The 19,732-nt window shown below is 62.4% G+C and carries 20 protein-coding genes; 16 read left to right on the forward strand and 4 right to left on the reverse strand.

All coding sequences use genetic code 11. The features are described 5' to 3' along the window. Positions 1-522: 522 nt before the first annotated feature. Positions 523-684 (reverse strand): hypothetical protein, encoded by a 162-nt coding sequence (locus tag GOB86_RS12440; RefSeq protein ID WP_165992760.1) that lies wholly within the window; start codon positions 682-684, stop codon positions 523-525. Positions 685-942: 258 nt separating this feature from the next. Between GOB86_RS12440 and GOB86_RS12445 the strand changes: the two genes are divergently transcribed. The 8 genes from GOB86_RS12445 (at position 943) to GOB86_RS12480 (ending at position 9,045) form a co-directional block, all read left to right on the forward strand. Then, positions 943-1,434 (forward strand): hypothetical protein, encoded by a 492-nt coding sequence (locus GOB86_RS12445; protein WP_194301198.1) that lies wholly within the window; start codon positions 943-945, stop codon positions 1,432-1,434. Between the two features lie 216 nt (positions 1,435-1,650). After that, the gene (locus GOB86_RS12450; protein ID WP_165992763.1) at positions 1,651-2,895 is read left to right on the forward strand and encodes an MFS transporter; all 1,245 of its coding nucleotides are present in this window, start codon (positions 1,651-1,653) and stop codon (positions 2,893-2,895) included. A gap of 20 nt (positions 2,896-2,915) precedes the next feature. Further along, positions 2,916-4,121, forward strand: a complete 1,206-nt coding sequence (locus GOB86_RS12455) for a thylakoid lumen protein (protein WP_165992765.1) — start codon at positions 2,916-2,918, stop codon at positions 4,119-4,121. Next, the gene (locus GOB86_RS12460; RefSeq protein WP_165992767.1) at positions 4,118-4,708 is read left to right on the forward strand and encodes a sugar O-acetyltransferase; all 591 of its coding nucleotides are present in this window, start codon (positions 4,118-4,120) and stop codon (positions 4,706-4,708) included. Before GOB86_RS12455 ends, GOB86_RS12460 begins: the two co-directional genes overlap by 4 nt. A gap of 88 nt (positions 4,709-4,796) precedes the next feature. Next, positions 4,797-5,366: a DUF1643 domain-containing protein gene (locus tag GOB86_RS12465; RefSeq protein WP_165992769.1), complete on the forward strand. Its 570-nt coding sequence runs from the start codon at positions 4,797-4,799 to the stop codon at positions 5,364-5,366. 212 nt (positions 5,367-5,578) lie between these two features. After that, on the forward strand, positions 5,579-6,844 hold the full coding sequence (locus tag GOB86_RS12470) for an aminopeptidase (RefSeq protein WP_165992793.1): 1,266 nt from the start codon (positions 5,579-5,581) through the stop codon (positions 6,842-6,844). Next, positions 6,841-7,401, forward strand: a complete 561-nt coding sequence (locus tag GOB86_RS12475; RefSeq protein WP_165992771.1) for a hypothetical protein — start codon at positions 6,841-6,843, stop codon at positions 7,399-7,401. Before GOB86_RS12470 ends, GOB86_RS12475 begins: the two co-directional genes overlap by 4 nt. Before the next feature lie 111 nt (positions 7,402-7,512). Then, complete coding sequence (locus GOB86_RS12480; RefSeq protein WP_165992773.1) at positions 7,513-9,045, forward strand: hypothetical protein; 1,533 nt, start codon at positions 7,513-7,515, stop codon at positions 9,043-9,045. Positions 9,046-9,057: 12 nt separating this feature from the next. Here the strand turns inward: GOB86_RS12480 and GOB86_RS12485 are convergent, their stop codons facing one another. The 3 genes from GOB86_RS12485 to GOB86_RS12495 all read right to left on the reverse strand — a co-directional run bounded on the left by GOB86_RS12485 (position 9,058) and on the right by GOB86_RS12495 (position 13,020). After that, on the reverse strand, positions 9,058-9,912 hold the full coding sequence (locus GOB86_RS12485) for a cell envelope integrity EipB family protein (protein ID WP_165992775.1): 855 nt from the start codon (positions 9,910-9,912) through the stop codon (positions 9,058-9,060). A gap of 74 nt (positions 9,913-9,986) precedes the next feature. Beyond that, positions 9,987-11,783 carry an aspartate--tRNA ligase gene (gene aspS, locus GOB86_RS12490; RefSeq protein ID WP_165992794.1) on the reverse strand — a complete coding sequence of 599 codons (1,797 nt, stop codon included), beginning with the start codon at positions 11,781-11,783 and terminating at the stop codon, positions 9,987-9,989. Between the two features lie 157 nt (positions 11,784-11,940). Then, entirely contained in the window at positions 11,941-13,020 is a 1,080-nt protein-coding gene (locus GOB86_RS12495) for a threonine aldolase family protein (RefSeq protein WP_165992777.1), read from the reverse strand. A 170-nt stretch (positions 13,021-13,190) separates the two neighbouring features. On the opposite strand from GOB86_RS12495, the gene GOB86_RS12500 reads away from it, so the two are divergent. The 8 genes from GOB86_RS12500 (at position 13,191) to GOB86_RS12535 (ending at position 19,454) form a co-directional block, all read left to right on the forward strand. Then, a complete protein-coding gene (locus tag GOB86_RS12500; protein WP_165992779.1) occupies positions 13,191-13,796 on the forward strand; it encodes a 50S ribosomal protein L25/general stress protein Ctc in 606 nt (201 codons plus the stop codon). A gap of 97 nt (positions 13,797-13,893) precedes the next feature. Beyond that, positions 13,894-14,475: an aminoacyl-tRNA hydrolase gene (gene pth / locus GOB86_RS12505; RefSeq protein ID WP_165992781.1), complete on the forward strand. Its 582-nt coding sequence runs from the start codon at positions 13,894-13,896 to the stop codon at positions 14,473-14,475. Then, the gene (gene ychF, locus GOB86_RS12510) at positions 14,475-15,569 is read left to right on the forward strand and encodes a redox-regulated ATPase YchF (RefSeq protein ID WP_165992783.1); all 1,095 of its coding nucleotides are present in this window, start codon (positions 14,475-14,477) and stop codon (positions 15,567-15,569) included. The genes pth and ychF overlap by 1 nt, the downstream gene beginning before the upstream one ends. Positions 15,570-15,662: 93 nt before the next feature. Further along, positions 15,663-16,976 (forward strand): glutamate-5-semialdehyde dehydrogenase, encoded by a 1,314-nt coding sequence (locus GOB86_RS12515; RefSeq protein ID WP_408737372.1) that lies wholly within the window; start codon positions 15,663-15,665, stop codon positions 16,974-16,976. Positions 16,977-16,993: 17 nt separating this feature from the next. Then, complete coding sequence (locus tag GOB86_RS12520) at positions 16,994-17,758, forward strand: nicotinate-nucleotide adenylyltransferase (protein ID WP_165992785.1); 765 nt, start codon at positions 16,994-16,996, stop codon at positions 17,756-17,758. A 26-nt stretch (positions 17,759-17,784) separates the two neighbouring features. Continuing rightward, positions 17,785-18,333 carry a ribosome silencing factor gene (rsfS, locus tag GOB86_RS16535; protein ID WP_165992797.1) on the forward strand — a complete coding sequence of 183 codons (549 nt, stop codon included), beginning with the start codon at positions 17,785-17,787 and terminating at the stop codon, positions 18,331-18,333. Positions 18,334-18,386: 53 nt separating this feature from the next. Beyond that, complete coding sequence (locus GOB86_RS12530) at positions 18,387-18,845, forward strand: 23S rRNA (pseudouridine(1915)-N(3))-methyltransferase RlmH (protein WP_165992787.1); 459 nt, start codon at positions 18,387-18,389, stop codon at positions 18,843-18,845. Between the two features lie 84 nt (positions 18,846-18,929). Beyond that, the gene (locus GOB86_RS12535) at positions 18,930-19,454 is read left to right on the forward strand and encodes an RcnB family protein (protein WP_165992789.1); all 525 of its coding nucleotides are present in this window, start codon (positions 18,930-18,932) and stop codon (positions 19,452-19,454) included. Positions 19,455-19,732: the final 278 nt, after the last annotated feature.

Here is a 19,732-nt window from a genome sequence, read left to right on the forward strand (position 1 = left end):
GCGCCGCATCTGTCTGTCTCCCCAAAAAAACGGGAAAACAGTCAGCACACGCAGACACAAAGTACAACCCTCACGTGCCACTCTCAGGGCTTAACTGACGACACGCCGTAGGTGATCTGTCTGCCCTGAGCGATCAGTCCATTGTGCCCATGCTGCGTGAGCGGGTGTGGGGGCAACTGGCCTTTGGGCAGCCAGAAGCAGTGCAGGCCAGAGCCTGAAGCTCTGATGGGCCAGCACGCAGGAAATCTTGCTTAGCGCGGCAAGACCGGAGGGGTCGAGGCGGTAACGCCCCGGCCCTTCTGCTTATCTGGGGCCAATCCTGCGTCGTCTGCGAACGCGCGATCCGCCGCAATGGCGCGGGCTATAGAATAAACGGGTTGGCTGTTGGGCTGCTCAGGCGGACCATGCCGCCGGACCCGGTAGACAGGACCGGGCCCGGCGCACTGGTCTGGCAGGTATGGAACATTCCGCCCCCCCTTGTGTTCATTTTGGAACATCCACACCTGCCAAATGGCGGAAACCTTACTTTTTCCGCCATTCCAGATCTTCAACCGACGGCTGAATCTTGTTCAGGACGTAATCTTTTTCATCAATTTCGTCCTCCACGTCGCCGTTGAGCACAACAATCCGGTTGTCCTTGCCGTCATGGCCTGCCACGCGCCACAAGCCTGTCCATTTAGACATGAGAAGCCTCTTTTAAAGCTGTGTTTGAAAAACTTATGATAATACCAGAATAAAAACAGTATCATCTGTATTCATTAAGCAAGTTCACGCAGGCTTTGGTCAACGCTGAAGTCATCATGGCAGTCGTGTGCGCAAGGCGGTGGGGTTGGAACGATTCCTGCGTGATACCCCCTTTCACTTTTGCGTTGTTCCAAGGTGGAAACCGCCCCTGTGGCTCTGGCCACCAAAGGGGAGAAACCGTGGCAGAGGGAGATGAATATGGCGGCTGCTGTTTTTTACGAAAGGATTGATTTTGGGGTGCTGCCCCCACAGGTGGACGCGCTGCTGCAAAAGGGCGTTCTGGTCCACAGGCAGGACCGGGTGGCAGCGGCAGAGCTATTCTGGCAGGCGCATGCGCTCGACCACACGGCCCTGCCCCCCTATCTGTGCCTCTACAAGGTTCTGGCCTACCAAAACCGGGTGGAGGAGGCCCGCACCATAGCCGAGGCTGGGCTCGTGGAGGCCGCACGGCAGGCGGGGTGGAGTGCGGACTGGCGGCTCTGGTCCCATTCAGCCTCAGGCCATGCCGGGCCGGAACGTTTCGCACTCTATACGCTCAAGGCGCTGGCTTTTATTGCCCTGCGCAACAACCGTGCGGAGGATGCGCAGGCCATGCTGGCGGTTCTGGGCAGGCTGGACCCGCAGGGCACGGTGGGCTGGCCGGTTATTGCCACCATGCTGGAAAGTTGTGTGAATCACCCGCCACAATAAAGAGGGTCTGCCCGCCAGAGCCGTTGCGCATGTTTGCGCGGTGGTGGCCTATTTGGCAGGCCATGCTCGGGCGTATGGTCGGGCCCGTATTGCCGTGGCCTGACCAATGACGGAAAAAGAGACGGGCAGGACTGGCGTATTCGTGATTATTCCTGCGTGGCGGAGCCAATGGCGGGCATGCCACAAGGTGAGTAACCGGCAAGCAGGAGTACCCCCATGGCCGCCAGTGCTCTCCCCCCCATAGACCGCACAACAGCACGGCATGTTGTGGCCGCCTCCTTTTTGGGGTGGATGCTCGATGCCTGTGATTTTTTTATTGTTCTGTTCACGCTCGATAACGTTGCGCACAGTTTTTCCACCTCGCTGGAGGTGGTGCTGCTGGCCCCGACACTCACCCTTGTCACCCGCCCCGTGGGTGCGTTCCTGTGTGGGCGGGCGGCGGATGCGTATGGGCGCAAACCCGTGCTGATCGGCACAATTACCATTTACTCGCTGATCGAGGTGCTCTCGGCCTTTGCGCCAACGCTTACGGTTTTTCTGGTTCTGCGCGCGCTGTTTGGTGTGGCCCTTGGTGGGGAATGGGGGGTTGGCACCTCACTGATCATGGAGAGTGTGCCCCCATCGTGGCGGGGAACGGCATCGGGTATTTTGCAGGCGGGCTACCCTGCGGGGTATCTGCTGGCGTCGCTCATGTTCCTTCTGCTGCCCGTGCTGGGCTGGCGTGGGCTGTTTGTGCTGGGGGGCGGGGCCATTGTTTCGGCCATTTACATCTGGCTGCGTGTGCCCGAAAGCCCGGACTGGCTGGCCCGTCAGGCGCAGGGGGCAGGGGCTGTGCGCCAGCCCGGCATGCTGGAGGTGGCGCGGCAGAACATGGCGCTATGCGTGTTTGCCGTAGCCCTTATGGCGGCCTTCAATTTTATGAGCCACGGCTCGCAGGACCTGTACCCCAAGGTGTTTTTAGCGCTGGAGCGGCATGTGCCGCCTACCTCCATTACCATGCTGGCCGTGCTGTATAATCTGGCGGCCATTGCGGGCGGGGTGGTGTTTGGCGTGCTCTCCCAACGGATCGGGCGGCAGTATGCCATTGCCGTGGCGGCGGCGCTGACCATTCCGCTGTTGCCGTTGTGGACATTGCCGCACTCCATCTTCTGGCTTGGGGTGGGGGCTGTGTGCATCCAGTTCTGTATTCAGGGAGGAGCGTGGGGGGTGGTGCCCGCGTATCTGAGCGAGTTGTCCCCTGCCTCCGTTAGGGCCACGTTCCCGGGGTTGGCCTACCAGTGTGGCAATCTGATCGCGGCCAGCAACGCGTTGCTGCAAACCCGGCTTGCGGCATGGATTGGGGCAGGGCTTGCCCCCGCCCTTATGCTCAGTGTGGGGCTGGCCGCACTGGTTGTGCTGGTGCTAACCTTGCTCAACGCCCGCCTGCACCCGCAAAGCACACTGGGTGAACACGCTCCATGATTTAAGGAAATCCCACACCCATGCGCTGCTCCAAGGTTGTGCCGTGCCTGCTGGCCATACTGGGCATGCTCGGCGTTACGCCCGTTCTTGCACATGCGGCACCCGTGGTCGGGGCCGCATCCTATGCCGGGGCTGTGCAAACCGTGCCTCCTCTGGCCAGGGTCCGGGTTTTTGACCGGGCCAATGCCCTACAACCCCAGCCGGTTGCCCTTACGGTTGAGGGCCTGTCCGTAAAGGTGGAAGTGGCGCAAAACCAGCCCTGCCCGGTGTATGGTATTCTTATGGGGGATGAAGAGCCCTCCACCGCGCCACCAGAGCAGCATTGTACGGTTGCAACGCTGGTTGCACAGGCCCCCGGCAGGCCGGTGTTCAGGCAGGTCATTGCCTCGCTGATTGTGGGGGATGTGGGGGGTATGCTGGGTAGCCTGCAAGTGGCCCTTTATCATCTGGACAAAAGCGCTGGCCCTCCGCAACTGCTGGTGTCGGGCTACACCATGGGCGCGCATTGCTGCACGGTTTCCGCCATTGTGGGGAGCAATGGTGCGGGCCAGTGGGTGGTTGCCCCCCTTGCAACACAGGATGGTGATGGCACACCCGGTGTTGTGGATATTAACCATGATGGCGGGCGGCAGTTTGTTCTGTGGGACCTGCGGTTCAACTACGTGTTTGCTCCTTATGTGTGGTCAGTCCTGCCTGTTGTTATTGATGAATACACACAGGGGAGCGTGCGCACCGTAACCACCCAGCCTGCTTACGCGGCCTTTTTGCGGGCCTATTTCCGCCGTGGTTTTCCGTCTTTCAGGGCACCCCCACCACCGGACCGCAAGGTTGTGAACGGTTTTCTGGCAGCCTACGTGGCCAATAGCGCCAATCTGGGCCAACTCAGGGCCGGGTGGACCTACATGCTGCATTGGTACGACCGGCACGCCGATGATCAGGATACATGGTGTGCGCTGGACCCCACCGTGCAGGTACGTGGGGTAACCGGCTGCCCCGCCGCATATGTGCGCAAGATTGCCTATCCGCAAAAGCTGGCCCTGTTTTTGCTCAAAACCGGGTATATCACGCCCGCGCAGTGCGCGGCCTTTGGGTATGACCCGGCCAAAATTCAGGCCAGACAGACCGCTATCCGCACGGCAAACACGGCGCACTGGCGGGCAGCCCACCCCGATCAGGCCATGGCCACGGATGCCACGCGGCCAAAGCAGGGCGGCATGACGCAATGACACTGGCCGAACGCATGGCGTTCATACGCACAGGGGCCATGTATAACGACCTTGCACCAGAACTGGTGCGCGCCCGTGCGGATGCCGTGGTGCTGAGCAACCGCTACAATGCAAGTTCTGGCCGCCCACAAGCCGAGCGGGAGGGTGTTTTGCGCACCCTGCTGGGCGGCATTGGCCAGCAGGTGCATTTTGAACCAGCCTTACGGTGCGAGTTCGGGTGCAACATTACCATTGGCAATAATTTTTACGCTAATTTTGACTGTATCCTGCTCGACGCGGCTCCCATTACAATAGGGGATAACGTCTTGTTTGGCCCGCGTGTGGGGCTGTATTCGGCCAACCATGCGCTGGATGCGCAGGAACGTGCGGCAGGGGGCTGCTACGCCCGGCCCATTACCATTGGTCAGGATGTGTGGCTGGGGGCGGGGGTGCATGTTACCCCCGGTGTGCATATTGGTGCGGGTAGTATTATTGGCGCGGGCAGTGTGGTCACGCGTGATGTGCCCGCAGGGGTGGTTGCCGCGGGTGTGCCATGCCGGGTTCTGCGCGCGCTCACCCCGGCTGATCGCACGGGGTTTGTTCCCTGAGGGGCTGTCCTGCGGGTTTGTGCCCCGCGCCATTGCGCCCTAAAGGTGGGGGCATAACACGTAAGCCCCCCTGCCAGCCGGAAGTGTGATGAAAGATCTGTTTACGGGCCACCACGTAGGCCAGTCCCGCCCGCTCAAACTGTCGGGGGATGTTGTCAGCACCGCCACGTATGGCGGGGTGGACAAATGCTACCGCTACACCCTGCGCCGTGTGTGGGAGGAGGGAAAGCCGCTGGTCATGTGGCTGATGATGAACCCTTCCGTCGCAACCGAACATGGGGATGACCGGACCGTGGCCAAATGCCAGCGTTACGCCCGCGCATGGGGCTATGGCGGCCTGTTTGTCGGCAACACCTTTGCCTATCGTTGCACCGACCAGATGCGGCTGCTGGAAACCCCGGACCCCATTGGCCCCGATAACGATGCCGCTTTGCTGGATATGGCCCGCAAGGCAGACCTTGTTGTGGCGGCCTATGGTTCCCCCCACCACAAGGCCCTGCGCGCACGCGGGCCACAGGTTGTGCATATGCTGCAAAGCCACGGTATTGCGGTTTGCGCTCTTAGGCTGAGTGCTACGGGCCGCCCCTGCCACCCGCTTTACCTGCCAGCGGACCTCAAGCCCTTTGAACTGCCAGAACAGCCCGTACCCGCAGAGTAATCCCCCGTGGCATAGCCAGCATGCATGCCCGCACGGTGGTAAAAAAGGGCACCGGAGGGGGGCCGTGCGTTAGCCCGCAACTGCGTGATAAGGCCCGCCAGCAGGGCAGGGCGCAAAAACCCGGAGTTGACGGACGCGCCCCATGGGTATCCCATAAGCGCCAAAGGGTTACGCCACAAAAAGGGACAGGCACAAACGTGACAGAACGCAACATGCAGGCCAATGGTGGCTATCTGGCTTCGGCCGAATTTGCAGCCCAGCTTGACCGGCTGGGTGAGGTGGCAGCCCGCACGGGGCTGAACGTGGCGCCGGGCCAGCAGGTGATCATGACCGCACCACTCCATGCGGTGCCGCTGGTGCGCCGCATTACCGAACATGCCTACAAGGCCGGTGCCTCGCTGGTCACCACGTTCTATTCGGATGAGGAAACAACACTCGCCCGCTATAAATATGGCGAGGAAAGCACGTTTGACACCGCATCCGGCTGGCTGTCCGCCGGTATGGCGGAGGGCTTTCGCGCTGGGGCTGCGCGCATGGCCATTACTGGTTCCAACCCCGCTTTGCTGGTAGGCCAGAACCCCGACCACGTCTCCCGCGCAAGCAAGGCCGCCTCCCGCGTGAACCGCCCGGCCATGGAGATCATTACCAATTTTGATGTGAACTGGTGCATTGTGGCCGCTGCCACCCCGGCATGGGCCATGCAGGTGTTCCCCGACCTGCCAGAAGACAAGGCAGTGGAAAAACTCTGGCAGGCCATTTTTGCCGTCTCCCGTCTGAATGGGGATGACCCGGTGGCACAGTGGGAAGCCCATAATGCCATTCTGCACCGCCGCGCGGCTTTTCTGAACGATGTGCGCTACGACGCGCTGCATTTTTCCGGCCCCGGTACGGACCTGCTGGTCGGGCTGGCTGACGGGCATGACTGGGCTGGTGGTGCGGAAAAAGCGGGTAACGGCATTGTGTGCAACCCCAACATTCCCACCGAGGAGGTGTTCACCACCCCCCACCGCCTGCGGGTGGAAGGGACTGTGGCCAGCACCAAGCCCCTGTCGCACCAAGGCACGCTCATAGACGGCATAAAGGTCCGCTTTGAGGGTGGGCGCATTGTGGATATGCACGCAACCCGTGGGCAGGAGGTGCTTGAGCGGGTGCTTGATACCGATGAAGGCGCCAGAAGGCTGGGCGAGGTCGCACTTGTGCCCCATTCCTCCCCTATCTCGCGCAGTGGGCTGTTGTTCCAGAACACATTGTTTGACGAAAACGCAGCCAGCCACATAGCCCTCGGCCAGTCCTACACCAAATGCATGCGCGACACGCAGGGGCAGGACGAGGCCGCACTGGCCAAACGTGGGGCCAATACAAGCATGATCCACATAGACTGGATGATCGGCTCGGGCGAAATTGATGTGGACGGGCTGGACGCACAGGGCGCGCGCGTACCGCTCATGCGCCGTGGCGAATGGGTGATTGCAGCATGAAAAAGGTAAAAAACATGGTTTTTATTCGCAAGGCGTCAACGGTTCTGGGGGCTATGGCCCTGCTGGTGGCCGGTGCGGCACAGGCCCAGAGCGTGGCTCCTGTTGGTGGGGCAACGCCACAGGCACCATCCCTCACGCCTGAACAGGTCGCCACCATGCAGCATGATATGGACGCCGCGCTGCACTACAAGATGGCACCAGATGTACTGCCCCGGCTGAGTGGGGCGCTGCGGGCTATTAAGGCCGCCAAAATTCAGCCGCCGGGGCGTGTTGGCATGTCGCTCGACCAGCAGATTGCTCTTGTGGGGCAGGTGCCGGGGCTGGGCGCCATTCTCAAGGCGCACGGGCTGGACGCGCGCAGCTTTGTTATGAGCCTGACCTGCGTGGGCCTGACCGGCAGCCTGCTCAACGTCCCCCCCGGTCAGGGTGGTGCGCAGATGCCCGTACCCGATGCGGCTAATGTGGCTATTCTCAAGAACAACCCGCAGGCTTTGCAGGAACTGGTGGGCGTTCTGCGTGAAGGCGCACCAGCAGGTAGCAGCACACAGGTTAACTAAGGCGCTTATAATCCTGTTGGCCTGCGCCTGCCGGGTATGGCAGGCTGACCCTCCCGGTGCGGGGCATGGACGGGTTTTGCCCGCCATGGTGCGAATGTGACGGAGCAGGCCATGACAGCAACAACAGGATCAGGCGGCCTGTCCGGTCCGGGGGGCTGGGTGGGGTTGGGCAATCAGGCTCCGGGCCTTGCGGAAGGTGCCGGGCAGGCCACGGCTCAATCCCGCCAGACAGCGGCGTTGCCGTCCTCCACCGCTCTGGCACAGGCGCAGGCTGAGCAGGCTGAGCAGGCTGAGCAGGCGGATGTCATGCTCACGCTCTCCAAGGGGGCGCAAAGCCTGCTTGGTACCGCGCTGGCGGGCAGCGGGGCTTCGGCCTCCACCGCTCAGGGGGCGGAGGGTGGCAACAGTGCCACCGCAGCAGGCATGGCGGATGCCAGCGCGGGTACCGTTGCTGCGGACACATCCGTCGGGGCAGGCTCTGCGGCGTTAATGGCCGATGTCATGCGGGCAGCGGATACGGTGCTCAATGACCCATCGGCTACATCCGAACAAAAAGCGCTGGCCAGCCAGCTTATGCAACTCGCCACCGGCATGGCGGGGCAGTCCACCAGTGGCGGGGCTGCGGGGGCAACGGGGGGTGCGCTCAGCCTGCCGCTGCTTCAGTCCCTTGGCGCGCAATCCGCAACCACCGGCGCGCTGGGCGGGGCGGTGGTGACCACATCGGGGCTGTATGGTCTGGCCAGCAACACGGTGCAGGATGGCAGGCGCGCCTTGGCCACCGCCCTTGCGGGCATGGGGGCTGCGCAGGCAGAGGAGATCGTGCTGCCCGGCGGCATTGTGCAGCTTGCTCAGGAGGCGGGTGGAGTGGGGGACAGTGCGGCTGTATCAACCCAGCCTGCACTTTTGGGCAACGCCCTGACCAGCGGCCTGTTGCCTGAACTGTATGAAGCCCTCTCGAACATTCTGGCGGATAAAAACGCCACCGCCGAGCAAAAGGCAGCGGCCACCGTGCTGCTCCAGATGCTGGATACATCAGACGACACCGCCCAGATGATCCCCCAAGCACTCCTTAACCCGCTGCTGGCCGCAGCCCTTATGCCCGCACTCAGCCCGTCCCAGCGGGGGCGGCTGGTCCGCGCCGCTCTGGCGGGGGAGGTGGAGGATATGGGCCGCACGGATGAGGCCGAACTGCCCGGTGGTGCTGGCGTGAGCGGGCTGCGCGCCGCATTGCGCAAAAACGCCGCGTATCTGGCGGCGGTGCAAAATCCGTTGCTCACGCATATGCTCCAACTCACCCAGAAGCAGGAAGCGGATGTGCTGGAGGCCGCATTGGCGGGCTGGGGGAGTGCCTCCATCAGCCGTGAACAGTTGATGGAAGATGCCATTGACGTAGGGTCCATACTGGCTTTTTCCCAAAACCTTATGGCGGATTCCCCTTATATGGCAGCGCTGGCCAGCACAAGCCTGACCCCGATCCTTATCATGAGCTGGGCCGCTCTGCTGTCTGGCTGCCTGCCGCGCGCCTATCCGTTTGTGCCGCGTGTATGGCGGCGGGCGAATAAAAAGAAGTGGCGCAGAAAAAAGCAGCGCCAGACAATGGATTTTCAGAACCTTTTCTTCACGGAGGATGCCGTGGAGGTGTAGGTCCGCGTGTGTTCAGTGCGCCGTATCCTGCGTGCAGGTTGGGGTGGGGGGCAGGTCGAGCGTGCTGAGCGTGCCCTGCATTTTAAAATCCCCAAAGTCCAGATGGAGCTGGTCGGACACGCCATTGGCAAAGTAGCGCATGCCCATTTCGTATTCGGGCATCATGGTGTGGGCATTGCGGTCGTAAAAAGCGATATGCACCAGCCCTGACCCCAGTTTTTGCAAAGGCTGGTAGGGCGTGCTGGCCGGGGGGGCGGACCAGTTGAGCAGGGTTACGTAGGTATCTTCCGGTCCGTCGGGCAGGGTGCCATCAAACAGGGGGGTAACCAGTTCCTTCTCGCCTTTTTGGGCGGCAGCCAGAATGCTGGCGGTATGGGTTACGGGGAACAGGGTGCCCGCAGGCAGTGTGAGCGTTTTGGCAAGGGGCTGGCGGTACTGCACAACGCCTGAACCATCGGGGGCAAGGCTTGCCTCCCCGCTAACAACGCGCAGCAGTTTGCCGTTGCGTGTTTCCTGGCTTTTAAAGGTCAGGTGTCGCCCGTCCAGACTTTCTTGCGCCGCATAGTCCGATAACAGGTGTTCCTCACCCTGTTTGCGGGTCACGCTCTGTATCTCCAGTCTCTGGCGGGAGGACCAGCCAAGGCAGGTCTTGAGCACGGCGTAGGTCATGCGCCCGGTGGCGGAGAGTGTTTGCCCGCCTGCGGCTTCCACCAGACCCAGATCATACACCGCCTGTTGCGACACAAGGGGCGATGTGGGCGTTGCCGCCTGCGCGCCGGGGCTGGGCAGGGCAAAGGCAAGAGCAAGGGAGGCTGGCGCAAAGGCTGCCAGCAGGGCGGCCCGGTGGCGCTGGGGGCGTATGGTCATACCCCCTACAAGAAAACATCCGGCGCGGTCATGCAACCGGCCGGATGTGAGATTTTTGGCCAAAAAGGCGTTGATCAGTCTTTTTTGACCGCCGGTTTGGGCTTGGGCAGGTTAAGTGCGAGGGAGAGTTCCTTCATGCGTTCGGGGGCCACGGGGGCGGGGGCACCCATCATCAGGTCTTCGCCCTGCTGGTTGAGCGGGAACAGAATAACCTCGCGGATGTTGGGTTCGTCCGCCAGCAGCATGACAATGCGGTCCACACCGGGGGCAGAGCCACCATGTGGGGGTGCGCCATAGCGGAAGGCGTTGAGCATACCGCCAAAGCGGGCTTCCACTTCGCTCTCGGGGTAGCCTGCAATTTCAAACGCACGCACCATTACGTCGGGCAGGTGGTTACGCACCGCACCGGAGGAGAGTTCGATCCCGTTGCACACAATGTCGTACTGGTAGGCCAGAATATCCAGCGGGTCTTTGGTGTTCAGCGCGTCCAGCCCACCTTGGGGCATGGAGAACGGGTTGTGGGAGAAGTCCACCAGCCCCGTTTCCTCGTTCAGCTCATACATGGGGAAGTCCGTGATCCAGCAGAAGCGGAAGGCGTTCTTCTCGATCAGGTCCAGTTCCTCGGCAATGCGGGTGCGCACAAGGCCGGAGAACTTGGCAACGTCATGCCCCTTGCCCGCGGCAAAGAACACGGCGTCCCCCGCCTTCAGCCCCAGCTTGGCGCGAATGGCCTCGGCGCGGTCGGCCTCAAGGTTCTTGGCGATCGGGCCTTGCCCGCCTTCGGCGTTGAAGGTGATGTAGCCCAGACCACCAGCCCCGTTCTCACGCGCCCATGCGTTGAGCTTGTCAAAGAACGAGCGGGGGCGATCACCCGCACCGGGGGCGGGAATGGCGCGGATTTCCCCACCATCTGCGGCAATGCGGGCAAACAGGCCAAAGCCCGAGCCTGCAAAGTCTTCCGTTACATCCGTAATCAGCAGCGGGTTGCGCAGGTCGGGCTTGTCGGAGCCGTACACCTGCATGGCGCGGGCGTAGGGAATACGCTCGAACGGAGCGGTGCTGACCGTGCGGCCATTGCCGAATTCGGTAAACAGCCCGCTCATGACCTCTTCCATCACCGCAAAAATTTCGTCCTGCGTGGCAAAGGCCATTTCAAAGTCAAGCTGGTAGAACTCACCGGGGGAGCGGTCCGCGCGGGAGGCTTCATCACGGAAGCACGGTGCGATCTGGAAGTAGCGGTCAAACCCGGCCACCATGGCAAGCTGCTTGAACTGCTGCGGAGCCTGAGGCAGCGCATAGAACTTGCCGGGGTGGTTGCGCGAGGGCACCAGAAAGTCCCGCGCCCCTTCGGGGGAGGAGGCAGTCAGGATCGGGGTTTGCAGTTCCACAAAGTCCAGATCGGTCATGCGCTTGCGCATGCTGGCAATAACGGCGCAGCGCAGGCGGATGTTGGCATGCACCTTCTCGCGGCGCAGGTCGATGTAGCGGTAGCGCAGGCGCAGTTCGTCCGAATAATGTTCCTGCCCGGCCACCTGCAATGGCAGCACGGCGGCGTGGGACTGGACCACAAATTCTTTTGCCTGAACTTCAATATCACCCGTGGCAAGGTCGGGGTTGCGTGTGCCTTCGGCGCGTTCAACCACACTGCCGGTGACCGTAATCACGCTTTCCACACGAATGTGTTCGGCAGTGGCCATAACGTCCGAACCAGCGGGGATGACAATCTGGGTCATGCCCGTTTCGTCCCGCAGGTCAATAAACAGCAGGCCGCCATGGTCGCGCTTGCTATGCACCCAGCCGGACAGGCGCGCAGTGGTGCCAGCATCGCCCGCGCGAAGGGCCGAGCAGCTATGGGTACGGTAAGGGTGCATGGTCTTGTCCCACAAATTGTGGCCCGGCCTGCGGGCGGGCGCTTGTTTTGCCATAGTTCAATTGGGGTGGAGGAAGCAGGGGCAGGGGCCTTATGTCAAGGCTGGAGCGGGGGTGCCCTGCCTGCTTTTGCGCCGTGTGGGGTATTTTGCGCGTTATTCAGCCCTGTGTGCAGCGGCGCAGGTCCGCCGCAAGGGCTGCTATGGAGTCCGCGTGGGCGTCCCATGCGAACACAAAGCGGTACACGCTGCCAAACAGGGTATGGAATCGCCACCCCTGCGCGCGCAGAGCGTTGGCCACGTGCTCTGGCATAAGCACGAACACCGCGTTGCTCTGCACCGGCCATGCCAGTTCCACCCCGTTCAGCCCTGTTATGGCCTGCGCAAACGCCTGCGCGCTGGCATTGGCGTGGCGGGCGTTGGCCAGCCATGCGCCGGACTGGAGCATGCTCAGCCACGGGGCGGACAGGAACCGCATTTTGGCGGCAATCTGCCCCGCCTGCTTGGCGCGTTCGGCAAAGCCCTGTGCAAGCTGGGGGGTAAAGAACACAACGGCATCGCCTACGGCCATACCGTTTTTGGTGCCGCCAAAGCTGAGTGCATCCACCCCGGACTGCCATGTCATGGCGGCAGGGGTGCACTCCAGTGCGGCCACGGCATTGGCAAAGCGTGCGCCATCCATGTGCAGGCGTAGCCCGTTATCGTGGCAGGCGTTGGCAATGGCCCGTATTTCGTCCACCGAGTAGAGCAGCCCGTTTTCGGTCGGCTGGGTGATGCTGACAACCGCAGGGGTGGAGGCGCCAAAGTCGCGCGTGCGGCGCATGGCCTGCGTAATGGCGGCGAGGGTGAGCTTGCCATCGGGTGTGGGTGGGGTGATCAGCCTTGCCCCGCCGGAAAAAAACTCCGCAGCCCCCCGCTCGGACGTGTCCACATGCGCGATCTCGGAGGCGATAATGGCGCAATAGGATGGGCAGAGTGTGGCCAGCACCAGCGCATTGGCCGCCGTGCCATTGAAGACAAAAAACACTCGCGCCTGTGGGGCGGCAAACAGGTCGGTCACGGCCCTGGCGGCAAGGCGGGTCCATGCGTCATCCCCATAAGCGGGGGTGGAGGCTGTGGCCGCGCGGTTTATGGCCTCCAGTGCCTGGGGGCATATGCCTGCGTAATTGTCGCTGCCAAACTGCTGCGTGGGTGTGGTGGTGGCGGGCTGGCGGGGGAGGGCCTGCGGGGGAAGGGTCATGGCGGGTGCTCCGGCCGTGGTTGGGGTGTGCCACACAGGGCACAGGGCGGGACAAAGGCGGCGGCAGGGTAGCCGGACCTTGCTTGTGGCGGGGTTTTGCTGTAAGGCCGCAGCCACCGCGCAGGCACCCCTGGAGGCTTGCGTGCTCAAGTTTTTCAGGAGAAGTCAAGGTGTCCAAAATTACAACAATTGAAGCTTCATCGCGCGCGAAGGCTGGTAAGGGGGCAGCGCGTGCGACGAGGCGTGATGGTCTGGTGCCCGGCGTTGTGTACGGCGGCAAGCAGGAATCCACGCTGATCGCACTTGACCCGCGTCTGGTCATCAAGGCGATCCAGACCTCTGGCTGGCGCTCACGCGTGTATGACATCAAGATCGAAGGCGGCAAGACCGAGCGCGCTCTGGTGCGTGACGTGCAGCTCCACCCGGTCAAGGATTCGCCCATCCATATCGACTTCCTGCGTCTGGCCGCTGGCTCGCGCGTGCATGTTGAAGTGGCTGTGCACTTTGTGGGTGAAGACAAGTCCCCCGGCATCAAGCGTGGAGGCATGCTCAACATCGTGCGTCACACGGTTGACGTGGAAGTGGCAGCGGAAAACATTCCCGAGTTCTTCACCGTTGATCTGACCAAGCTCGACATCAACGACAACGTGCGTTGGGACGATGTGCAGGGCACGGCGGGTGCAACTCCGGTCTCCCACGAAGCCAACTTCGTGATCGCATCCATCGCGGCACCGCTTGTTGACACCACCCCGGCAGAAGGTGCTGACGCTTCCTGATTGGAAGTTTAAGTCATCCGAGGCTGAATGGAACGCGGGGGCACGTGCAGGCGCATGTGCCCCCCTTTCTGTTCATAAACACAAGGCAGAATCCGCAATGCTGCTCTGGGTCGGACTGGGCAACCCCGAGTCCTCCATGCGCCGGCACCGGCACAATGTCGGCTTTATGGCAGTCGAGGCCATTGCCGCCCGGTATGGTTTTTCCCCCTGGCGCAACCGCTTCAAAGGTGAGGTGGCCGAAGGCCGCATAGGGAGCCACAAGGTGCTCGCACTGCTGCCCATGACCTACATGAACCGCTCGGGCGAGAGCGTGCAGGAAGCTGCGGCTTTTTACAAAATATCCCCCGAGCAGATAACGCTTTTCCATGACGAGCTGGATCTGGAGCCGGGCAGGCTGCGTATCAAGCGTGGTGGCGGGGCCGCGGGCCATAACGGCCTGCGCTCGACAGACAAAATGCTGGGCACGCCCGATTACTGGCGTGTCCGTATTGGCATAGGCCACCCCGGCGCCAAAGAACGGGTACACGGCTGGGTGCTTGGTAATTTTACACAAACAGACCAGCAGGACTGGCTCGACCCCATGCTTGAGAGCATGGCCGACGCCGCCCCCCTGCTGGCGGATGGGCATGCCGACCGGTTTATGACCAAGGTTGCACTGCCACAAGGGAGCAAGGGCTGATGGGTTTTAACTGCGGTATTGTTGGTCTGCCCAATGTGGGCAAGTCCACCCTGTTTAACGCGCTTACGGCCACGGTTACGGCGCAGGCCGCCAACTACCCGTTCTGCACGATCGAGCCGAACGTGGGCCGCGTTGCCGTGCCGGACCCCCGGCTGGACAAGCTGGTCGTCATTGGCAAGTCCCAGCGTGAAGTGCCCACAAGCCTTGAATTTGTGGATATTGCGGGCCTTGTGCGCGGTGCCTCCAAGGGGGAAGGGCTGGGCAACCAGTTCCTCGCCAACATCCGCGAGGTGGACGCCATTATTCACGTCCTGCGTTGCTTTGAGGATGATGACATTACCCACGTCGAAGGGGGCGTGGACCCCGTGCGTGATGCCGAGATCATTGAAACCGAGCTGATGCTGGCCGATCTGGACTCGCTGGAAAAGCGCCTGCCAGCGCTGGAAAAGCGCGCGCGTAACCGTGATGGCGAGGCCATGGCCCAGATCGAGGTCATGACCCCTATCCTGACCGCCCTGCGCGATGGCCGCCCTGCGCGCACCGCCATTCCCGCAGGGGAGGAGGAGACGGTCCGCCGCCTCCAGCTCATGACCAGCAAGCCCGTGCTGTATGTGTGCAACGTGGACGAGGACTCGGCAGCCACCGGCAATGCGTTCTCCGAAAAAGTGAAGGCCAAGGCCGAGGCCGAAGGCGCTGCGGTGGTCATTGTTTCCGCCGCCATCGAGGCCGAAGTCAGCCAGCTTGAAAACGAGGAACGCCGTGAGTTCCTTGAAGGTCTGGGCCTGAGCGATAGTGGTTTGGACCGCGTGATTGCCGCAGGCTACAAGCTTCTGGGCCTGAGCACCTACTTTACCGTTGGCCCCAAGGAAGCACGGGCTTGGACCATTACGGTCGGCACCAAGGCTCCGCAGGCGGCAGCGGTTATTCACAATGATTTCGAGCGCGGCTTTATTGCCTGCGAAACCATCGCATTTGACGATTATGTCCGATATAATGGGGAAGCAGGGGCCAAGGAAGCAGGCCGCCTACGCATTGAAGGCCGGGACTACGTGGTGCAGGATGGTGACGTTCTGCTCTTCCGCTTTAATGTCTGATACGGCACTCTAAAGCGCATAACAGGTCCGCCCATGGGGGCGGGCCACACACGACAAAAAGAAAACAGGACAATGGAGATAAGGGACGCCAGCATGAATACGGAGGAAGACAGTCGGCAGCAGACGGCCATGGCGGATACGCGCGCACCAGCACAGGGTGTGCCATCGCCTTGCTCCATGCACGATCTGGCGCACAGGGCCAGACTGGCTGCCCGCACGCTGGCGCAAAGTTCCTCCTCCGAGCGTGACAAGGCCCTGTGGGCTGCGGCCAGCGCGCTGCGCGAGTCCGCTGCCGCTATTCTGCAGGCCAATGCGCGCGACCTTGCCGCCTCCACCGCCAATGATGCGTTCCGTGACCGGCTGACCTTAACCCCCGAACGGGTGGAAGCCATGGCCCGTGGGCTGGAAGACATTGCCGACCTGCCCGACCCCGTAGGGCAGGTGCTGGAGGAATGGTCCCGCCCCAATGGCCTGCGTATTCGTAAAGTGGCAACCGCCGTTGGTGTGATCGGTGTGATCTATGAAAGCCGACCCAATGTAGGGGCCGATGCCGCCGGGCTGTGCATAAAGTCCGGCAATGCCGTGCTGCTGCGTGGTGGGTCGGAAAGCCTGCATAGCGCGCGCGCCATTCATGCCGCCATGCAGACCGGCCTGCGCAATGCGGGCCTGCCCGAGGATTCGGTGCTGATCGCGCCCGATGCCGACCGCAAACACGTAGCGGACATGCTGACCGCAGCAGGTCTTGTGGACCTGATTATTCCGCGCGGTGGCCGCTCCCTTGTGGAGCGTGTGCAGCGCGAGGCCCGTGTGCCAGTTCTCGCCCATGCGGAGGGACTGTGCCACACCTACGTGCATTCCGCCGCCGACCATGCCATGGCGCGCCGGATTGTGCTCAATGCCAAAATGCGCCGCGTGGGTATTTGCGGTGCAACCGAAACCCTGCTGATTGATGCGGCCGTAGCCTCCGTCCTGCTGCCCCAGATTGTGGCGGATCTGGCCGAACAGGGCTGCACTTTCAAGGCCGATGCCGCGGCAAGGCAGATCATGCCCGACCTGCCTGCGGGGACCGAAAAAGACTTTGCCACCGAGTGGCTGGATGCGGTGCTGAACGTGGCCGTAGTGGACGGGGTGGATGAAGCACTCGACCATATTGCCCGCTTTGGCTCATCCCACACCGAAGCCATTGTGACGGCGGACGAGGCCGTGGCCGCCCGCTTTATGAACGGTGTGAGCAGTGCGGTCGTTATGTGGAATGCCTCCACCCAGTTCTGTGATGGTGGGGAGTTTGGCTTTGGGGCGGAAATTGGCATTGCCACGGGCCGCTTCCATGCGCGTGGGCCGGTAGGCGTGGAACAGCTGACAACCTTCCGTTACGAGGTGATTGGCAGCGGTCAGGTTCGCCCCTGAGCGCGCCGCCGCACAACATGCAGGTGCGGCGTACCCGCTCTGGCCCGACCGGGCCTGTTCGGGGGGGCACTCCGCCCCAACATGCACCGGGTAAGGTTCTGCCCGCGTCTGGTGGATCGGCCACACAGCGTGGGGCGGACCCACCAGACGGAAGCCAGATCCCCACATGGGGGGACAACCGCCATAGCCGGGTGGGCCTTCTGGGCGGGTCGTTCAACCCCGCGCACAGGTGGCATCAGGCCATAGCGCGGCGGGCCCTGCTGGAACTGCGGCTTGATCAGGTGTGGCTTATGGTCTCTCCGGGCAATCCGCTCAAGGCCGGGCGGGAAATGGCATCTTTGTCCGCACGGCTGGCCACTGCGCGCCAACTGGCAGATGGGCGCAAGGTTGTGGCGACCGATCTGGAAGCCCGACTCGGCACCCGTTACACGGTGGACACGCTGGCACGGCTTAAGGCCCGCTTCCCCCATGTGCGGTTTGTATGGCTGATGGGGGCGGATGGTCTGGTAACCCTGCCACGGTGGAAGCACTGGCACCAACTGGTGCGCAAGGTGCCTGTGGCGGTTTTCCCCCGTCCGGGGCAGAATGTGCGGGCTTTGGGCGGGCTGGCCGCGCAGTATCTGGCGCGTTGGCGTGTGCCTGCACGGCAGGCCGCACGGCTTGCCACACTTTCTCCCCCAGCTTGGGCTTTCCTTCCGGGGGTACAAAACAGTATATCTGCAACAGCCATTCGTCAGCGGGGCGGGTTTGACGCCACCACGGATCAGCCCACCACCCCATAGAGTATTCAGTTTTCAGGAGAACGGTCATAACCACCAAACCACCCGCCGAGACGCCCGCACGCGCCCGCACGTCCACGGCCACCGCTCGTGGGGGCCGTGCGGCCGCCACCCGCGCCGCCGCAGTTCCCGGAGCGGCGGCAGCCCCCGGTTCTGTTCGTAAAAAAGCAGCCGCCGCAGGGCCAAAAAAACCCACCAAGCGCGAGGCGGTGGACCCGGACCTGCTGGAGCAGTCCCTTGAGCTGATCACCACCAGTCTGGAAGATGACAAGGCGGAAGACCTTGTTGTGATCAACCTTGCCGGTCGTGCCTCTTTTGCCGATAAAATGGTGATCGCCACAGGTCTGGCTGACCGCCAGATTGCGGCCATGGCCCAGCATATTGAGCGCAAACTGCGCGATATTGGCATCAAGCGCGTACTGGTCGAAGGGGCCAACGGGTCCGACTGGGTGCTGCTTGATACGGGCGATATTGTGGTCCACCTGTTCAAACCCGAAGCGCGTGCGCTGTATGGTCTGGAAAAAATGTGGGGCGCGGAACTGGATGAAAGCAACGAAGACGGCGTGACCCGTCTGTAAGTGCTGGTGTCCGGTTTGCAAAACACACTGCCTCTCCGCCATGGGAGCCCGCTATGAGGCTCGTGGCGGTGGGGCGCATGAAGGACAAGTCCGAGCGCGCGCTGGTGGAGCGGTATCTCAAACGCCTGCGGCCCGCGCTGGATATTGTGGAACTGCCCGACGGACGCGGCAGCCCAGATGAGATCAAGCGGCGGGAGGCCCAGGCCATTCTGGCCGCCTGCCCGGCCCAGAGCCATGTTGTGGCGTTGGACGAAGGTGGGCGCACCTACGGTAGCGTTGCTTTTGCCACAGCCCTTGCCGCATGGCAGGATGCAGGGCGCACCCCATGCTTTGTTATCGGCGGGGCGGAAGGGCTGGATAGTTCCGTTTTACAACGGGCCGATGCCACGCTGTCTTTTGGCACGCTCACATGGCCGCATATGCTGGTGCGGATCATGCTGGTCGAACAGGTTTACCGCGCACAGGCCATTGCGGCGGGCCACCCATACCACCGGGCAGGCAGGCCAGATTAGGCCCAACGTCAAACGGTTATGATATCGACAAACTTCCGCCACATCTTGGTAGGCTCAATGGCGGAAGAAGGAAGGAGATTGCACATGATCTTCAAGGCAAAACGTTCAATGGCGGTCCTTATGGGGCTGGTTCTGGCAGCGGCGCCACTTGCGGCACATGCGCAGCGTGGCCCGGGTGGTCCGGGCGGGGGTGGTCATGGCGGCGGCCCCGGTGGCGGACCGGGCGGTGGTCCCGGCCGGGGGCCGGGTGGCGGCCATGGTGGCAGTGGTTTTCGTGGTGGGCCGGGTGGCCCCGGTGGTGGCTGGGGCGGTGGTCCACGCGGTGGCCCGCATGGCGGCATGTGGCGTTCTGGCGACCGGTATGATGGTGGCGGCATTTTTGTGGATAACTGGCGCGGTTACCGTGGCCTGTATGCACCCCCGCCGGGTTATCGCTGGATCAGCTATGGCGGCAGCTTTTTGCTGGCGGCTGTGGCGACGGGCATTATTTCCAACGTTATTACGGGCGGTGCCTACCCGGTTGCTCCCTACCCGGTGGCAACACCTTATCCGGCTTATGGGGCGTATCCGGTGGCTCCCGCACCTGTGCCGTATCCGCCGGGCTACTGAGTTTTATAGCCAGCAACAAAAAGGGGAGCCACAAACGGCTCCCCTTTTTTGTGCGTAATGGGGCCAGCAAGGCCGGGTTCGCACAGCAGGTGGGTTGCATGGCGGCTACCATGGGCTCACGCCCTGCCTGCCTGCCTGCCTGCCTGCCTGCCTGCCTGCCTGCCTAGCACTACAGTTGCATTTTTTGTTGAGTTCTGAATCTATGGGTAACCATGATTCAGGATATGATGAATGGCGGTGCGTCTGTTGAAGAGACGCTGGATTTGTGGGCGTCCGGG

The organism is Acetobacter lambici (assembly GCF_011516885.1).
In the GTDB taxonomy this organism is placed as follows: Bacteria; Pseudomonadota; Alphaproteobacteria; order Acetobacterales; family Acetobacteraceae; genus Acetobacter; species Acetobacter lambici.

What these genes read in the sequence shown, in the direction of transcription:
- aspS (WP_165992794.1), bottom strand. Translation starts at nt 11,783, where the DNA reads ATGCACCCTTACCGTACCCATAGCTGCTCGGCCCTTCGCGCGGGCGAT.
- GOB86_RS12460 (WP_165992767.1), top strand. Translation starts at nt 4,118, where the DNA reads ATGACACTGGCCGAACGCATGGCGTTCATACGCACAGGGGCCATGTAT.
- GOB86_RS12515 (WP_408737372.1), top strand. Translation starts at nt 15,663, where the DNA reads ATGAATACGGAGGAAGACAGTCGGCAGCAGACGGCCATGGCGGATACG.
- GOB86_RS12520 (WP_165992785.1), top strand. Translation starts at nt 16,994, where the DNA reads ATGCAGGTGCGGCGTACCCGCTCTGGCCCGACCGGGCCTGTTCGGGGG.
- GOB86_RS12470 (WP_165992793.1), top strand. Translation starts at nt 5,579, where the DNA reads ATGCAGGCCAATGGTGGCTATCTGGCTTCGGCCGAATTTGCAGCCCAG.
- GOB86_RS12445 (WP_194301198.1), top strand. Translation starts at nt 943, where the DNA reads ATGGCGGCTGCTGTTTTTTACGAAAGGATTGATTTTGGGGTGCTGCCC.
- GOB86_RS12530 (WP_165992787.1), top strand. Translation starts at nt 18,387, where the DNA reads ATGAGGCTCGTGGCGGTGGGGCGCATGAAGGACAAGTCCGAGCGCGCG.
- pth (WP_165992781.1), top strand. Translation starts at nt 13,894, where the DNA reads ATGCTGCTCTGGGTCGGACTGGGCAACCCCGAGTCCTCCATGCGCCGG.
- GOB86_RS12465 (WP_165992769.1), top strand. Translation starts at nt 4,797, where the DNA reads ATGAAAGATCTGTTTACGGGCCACCACGTAGGCCAGTCCCGCCCGCTC.
- GOB86_RS12440 (WP_165992760.1), bottom strand. Translation starts at nt 684, where the DNA reads ATGTCTAAATGGACAGGCTTGTGGCGCGTGGCAGGCCATGACGGCAAG.
- ychF (WP_165992783.1), top strand. Translation starts at nt 14,475, where the DNA reads ATGGGTTTTAACTGCGGTATTGTTGGTCTGCCCAATGTGGGCAAGTCC.
- GOB86_RS12475 (WP_165992771.1), top strand. Translation starts at nt 6,841, where the DNA reads ATGAAAAAGGTAAAAAACATGGTTTTTATTCGCAAGGCGTCAACGGTT.
- GOB86_RS12480 (WP_165992773.1), top strand. Translation starts at nt 7,513, where the DNA reads ATGACAGCAACAACAGGATCAGGCGGCCTGTCCGGTCCGGGGGGCTGG.
- GOB86_RS12495 (WP_165992777.1), bottom strand. Translation starts at nt 13,020, where the DNA reads ATGACCCTTCCCCCGCAGGCCCTCCCCCGCCAGCCCGCCACCACCACA.
- GOB86_RS12535 (WP_165992789.1), top strand. Translation starts at nt 18,930, where the DNA reads ATGATCTTCAAGGCAAAACGTTCAATGGCGGTCCTTATGGGGCTGGTT.
- GOB86_RS12485 (WP_165992775.1), bottom strand. Translation starts at nt 9,912, where the DNA reads ATGACCATACGCCCCCAGCGCCACCGGGCCGCCCTGCTGGCAGCCTTT.
- GOB86_RS12455 (WP_165992765.1), top strand. Translation starts at nt 2,916, where the DNA reads ATGCGCTGCTCCAAGGTTGTGCCGTGCCTGCTGGCCATACTGGGCATG.
- GOB86_RS12450 (WP_165992763.1), top strand. Translation starts at nt 1,651, where the DNA reads ATGGCCGCCAGTGCTCTCCCCCCCATAGACCGCACAACAGCACGGCAT.